Raw genomic sequence first — 2,655 nt, 5'->3', positions numbered from 1 at the left:
CCCGTGGTGTCGCTCTTCGCCCCCGTGGTGCCGGCCGGACGCTGGCGCCCCTGGGGCGTCCCGCACGTCCTGCTCGGCGACCAGGGGGCGCCCTGCGCGGACAGCAGGGCCCGTACCTGCCCGGTCCCCGGCCACCCGTGCCTGGACACGGTGACCGCGCTCGACGTCCTCACCGCGGTGGAGAAAGTGATGGTGTCCCGATGAGGATCCTGATCTGGCACGTGCACGGCTCCTGGACGACCGCGTTCGTCCAGGGCCCGCACACCTACGTCGTGCCCGTCACCCCCGGCCGCGGCCCGGACGGCCTCGGCCGCGCGCGGACCTTCGACTGGCCCGACTCCGTGGTCGAACTGCCCCCGGAGCGGCTGCGCGAGGCGGAGATCGACCTGGTCGTCCTGCAACGGCCGCACGAGGCCGCGCTGGTGGACCGGTGGCTGGGCCGCCGCCCGCCCATGGTCTACCTGGAGCACAACGCCCCCGACGGAGACGTGCCCGACACCCGGCACCCGGCCGCCGGCCTCCCCGGCGTCACCCTGGTGCACGTCACCCACTTCAACCGCCTGATGTGGGACGCCGGTCCCACGCCCACGACGGTGATCGAGCACGGCATCGCCGACCCCGGCCCGCTGTGGACCGGCGAGCTGCCGCGCGCCGCCGTCGTCGTCAACGAGCCGCTGCGGCGCGGCCGCACCACCGGCACCGACCTCCTCCCGCACTTCGCCCACGCCGCACCGCTCGACGTGTTCGGCATGGGCACCCGCGGCACCGCCGAAGCCCTCGGCATCGACCCCGCCCGCTGCCGCGACCACGAACTCGTCCAGCGCGACCTGCACGCAGAGATGGCCAGGCGCCGCGTCTACGTGCACCCGGTCCGCTGGACCTCCCTGGGGCTGTCCCTGCTGGAGGCCATGCACCTGGGGATGCCGGTGGTCGCCCTCGCCACCACCGAGGTCACCGAGGCGGTGCCCGCCGACGCCGGTGTCGTCTCCAACCGCCTCGACGTACTGACCGACGCCGTACGGGAGTTCACCGCCGACCCGGACCACGCCCAGGCCGTCGGGACACGCGCCCGGGCGGCGGCGCTCGCCCGCTACGGGCTGCCCCGCTTCCTCGACGACTGGGAGCGGCTGCTGAAGGAGGTGACCCGATGAGGATCGCCATGGTGTCCGAGCACGCCAGCCCGCTCGCCGCCCTCGGCGGACCCGACGCCGGCGGCCAGAACGTGTACGTGGCCCGCCTCTCCGAGGAACTGGCCCGGCGCGGCCACGACGTCACCGTCCACACCCGCCGCGACGACCCCGACCTGCCCGACCGGGTGAGGATGCCCGCCGGCACCGTCGTCGAGCACGTCACCGCCGGTCCCGCCGAGCCCATCCCCAAGGACGAACTCCTCGCCCACATGCCGGAGTTCGGCGAGCACCTGGACCGGGTGTGGGCGCGCGAGCGGCCCGGTGCGGCACACGCCCACTTCTGGATGTCCGGACTCGCCGCCCGCGACGGCGCCCGCCCGCACGGCATCCCCGTCGTGCAGACCTTCCACGCCCTCGGCACCGTCAAGCGCCGCCACCAGGGCGCCCTGGACACCAGCCCCGTCCAGCGCGTCGCCCTCGAACGCCAACTGGGCCGCGGCTGCGACCGGGTGATCGCCACCTGCTCCGACGAGGTCGCCGAACTCGCCGCCATGGGCGTGCCCGGCGACCGGGTCTCGGTGGTGCCCTGCGGGGTCGACACGTCCGAGTTCCGGCCCGGACCCGGCCTCGCCGGAGCGCCCGCACGCCGCCACCGGCACCGGCTGCTGGCCTGCGGCCGCCTCGTGCCGCGCAAGGGCTACGACCGGGCGATCCAGGCGCTCACCGAGATCCCCGACACGGAACTCCTGCTCGTGGGAGGCCCGTTCGCCTGCCGCACCGAGAACGACCAGGAACTCGCCGACGCCGTGCCGGAGGCGGCCCGGCTGCTCGCCCTCGCCGAGGAACTGGGCGTCGCCGACCGCGTCCGGATGCTCGGCGCGGTCTCCCGCGACCGGATGCCCGCCCTGATGCGCAGCGCCGACCTGGTGCTGTGCACCCCCTCCTACGAGCCGTTCGGCATCGTCCCGCTGGAGGCGATGGCCTGCGCCGTCCCGGTGCTCGCCACCGACGTCGGCGGGCACCGCGACAGCGTCGCCGACCGGACCACCGGACGGCTGGTACCGCCGGACGACCCCGGGTCGCTGGCCCGGGCCGCCCGGGAACTGCTCGACGACGACGCCCTGCGCCGCGCCTACGGAGCAGCCGGCCGGGCCCGCGTTCTGGACCGCTTCACCTGGCGGCGCGTCGCGGACGGCGTCGAAGAGGTCTACCGCCAGGTGGCGGCGGGCCGCGAACTCTCTTCCTCGGAGGTGGCGTGATGGACAAGCGACCGGTTTCCGCCTCGGGCGGCCACTGCGACGCCCTCGACCAGGCCCTGGGCGCGTTCCGGGCCCGGGCCCCGCACACCGTCGACCGCTGGGGCGAACTCCTCGCCGCCGTGCTCACCGGCGGGGGCCGCCTGCTCGCCGCCGGCAACGGCGGCAGCGCCGCCCAGGCGCAGCACCTCACCGCCGAACTCGTCGGCCGCTACCGCGACGACCGGCCGCCGTTCTCCGCGATCGCCCTGCACGCCGACACCTCCAGC

The 2,655-nt window shown here is 75.6% G+C and carries 4 protein-coding genes; all 4 read left to right on the top strand.

Annotation, left to right across the window (positions count from 1 at the left end; genetic code table 11):
* Nucleotides 1-204, top strand: a 204-nt coding sequence (locus HW445_RS25945; RefSeq protein WP_374939699.1) for a glycosyltransferase family 9 protein, incomplete at its 5' end; no start/stop codon positions are given.
* Nucleotides 201-1,151 (top strand): glycosyltransferase, encoded by a 951-nt coding sequence (locus HW445_RS25940; RefSeq protein WP_180223321.1) that lies wholly within the window; start codon nt 201-203, stop codon nt 1,149-1,151. The genes HW445_RS25945 and HW445_RS25940, both read left to right, overlap by 4 nt.
* Nucleotides 1,148-2,389, top strand: coding sequence for a glycosyltransferase (locus HW445_RS25935; protein WP_180223320.1), 1,242 nt, complete (start codon nt 1,148-1,150; stop codon nt 2,387-2,389). Before HW445_RS25940 ends, HW445_RS25935 begins: the two co-directional genes overlap by 4 nt.
* A partial coding sequence (locus tag HW445_RS25930) for an SIS domain-containing protein (RefSeq protein ID WP_180223319.1) occupies nt 2,389-2,655 on the top strand: 267 nt, incomplete at its 3' end. The genes HW445_RS25935 and HW445_RS25930, both read left to right, overlap by 1 nt.

Origin of the sequence: Streptomyces sp. UH6 (assembly GCF_013421635.1) — a bacterium.
In the GTDB taxonomy this organism is placed as follows: domain Bacteria; phylum Actinomycetota; class Actinomycetes; order Streptomycetales; family Streptomycetaceae; genus Streptomyces; species Streptomyces abyssomicinicus.
This window is presented reverse-complemented; position numbering and strand designations above follow the sequence as displayed.

What these genes read in the sequence shown, in the direction of transcription:
- HW445_RS25940 (WP_180223321.1), top strand. Translation starts at nt 201, where the DNA reads ATGAGGATCCTGATCTGGCACGTGCACGGCTCCTGGACGACCGCGTTC.
- HW445_RS25935 (WP_180223320.1), top strand. Translation starts at nt 1,148, where the DNA reads ATGAGGATCGCCATGGTGTCCGAGCACGCCAGCCCGCTCGCCGCCCTC.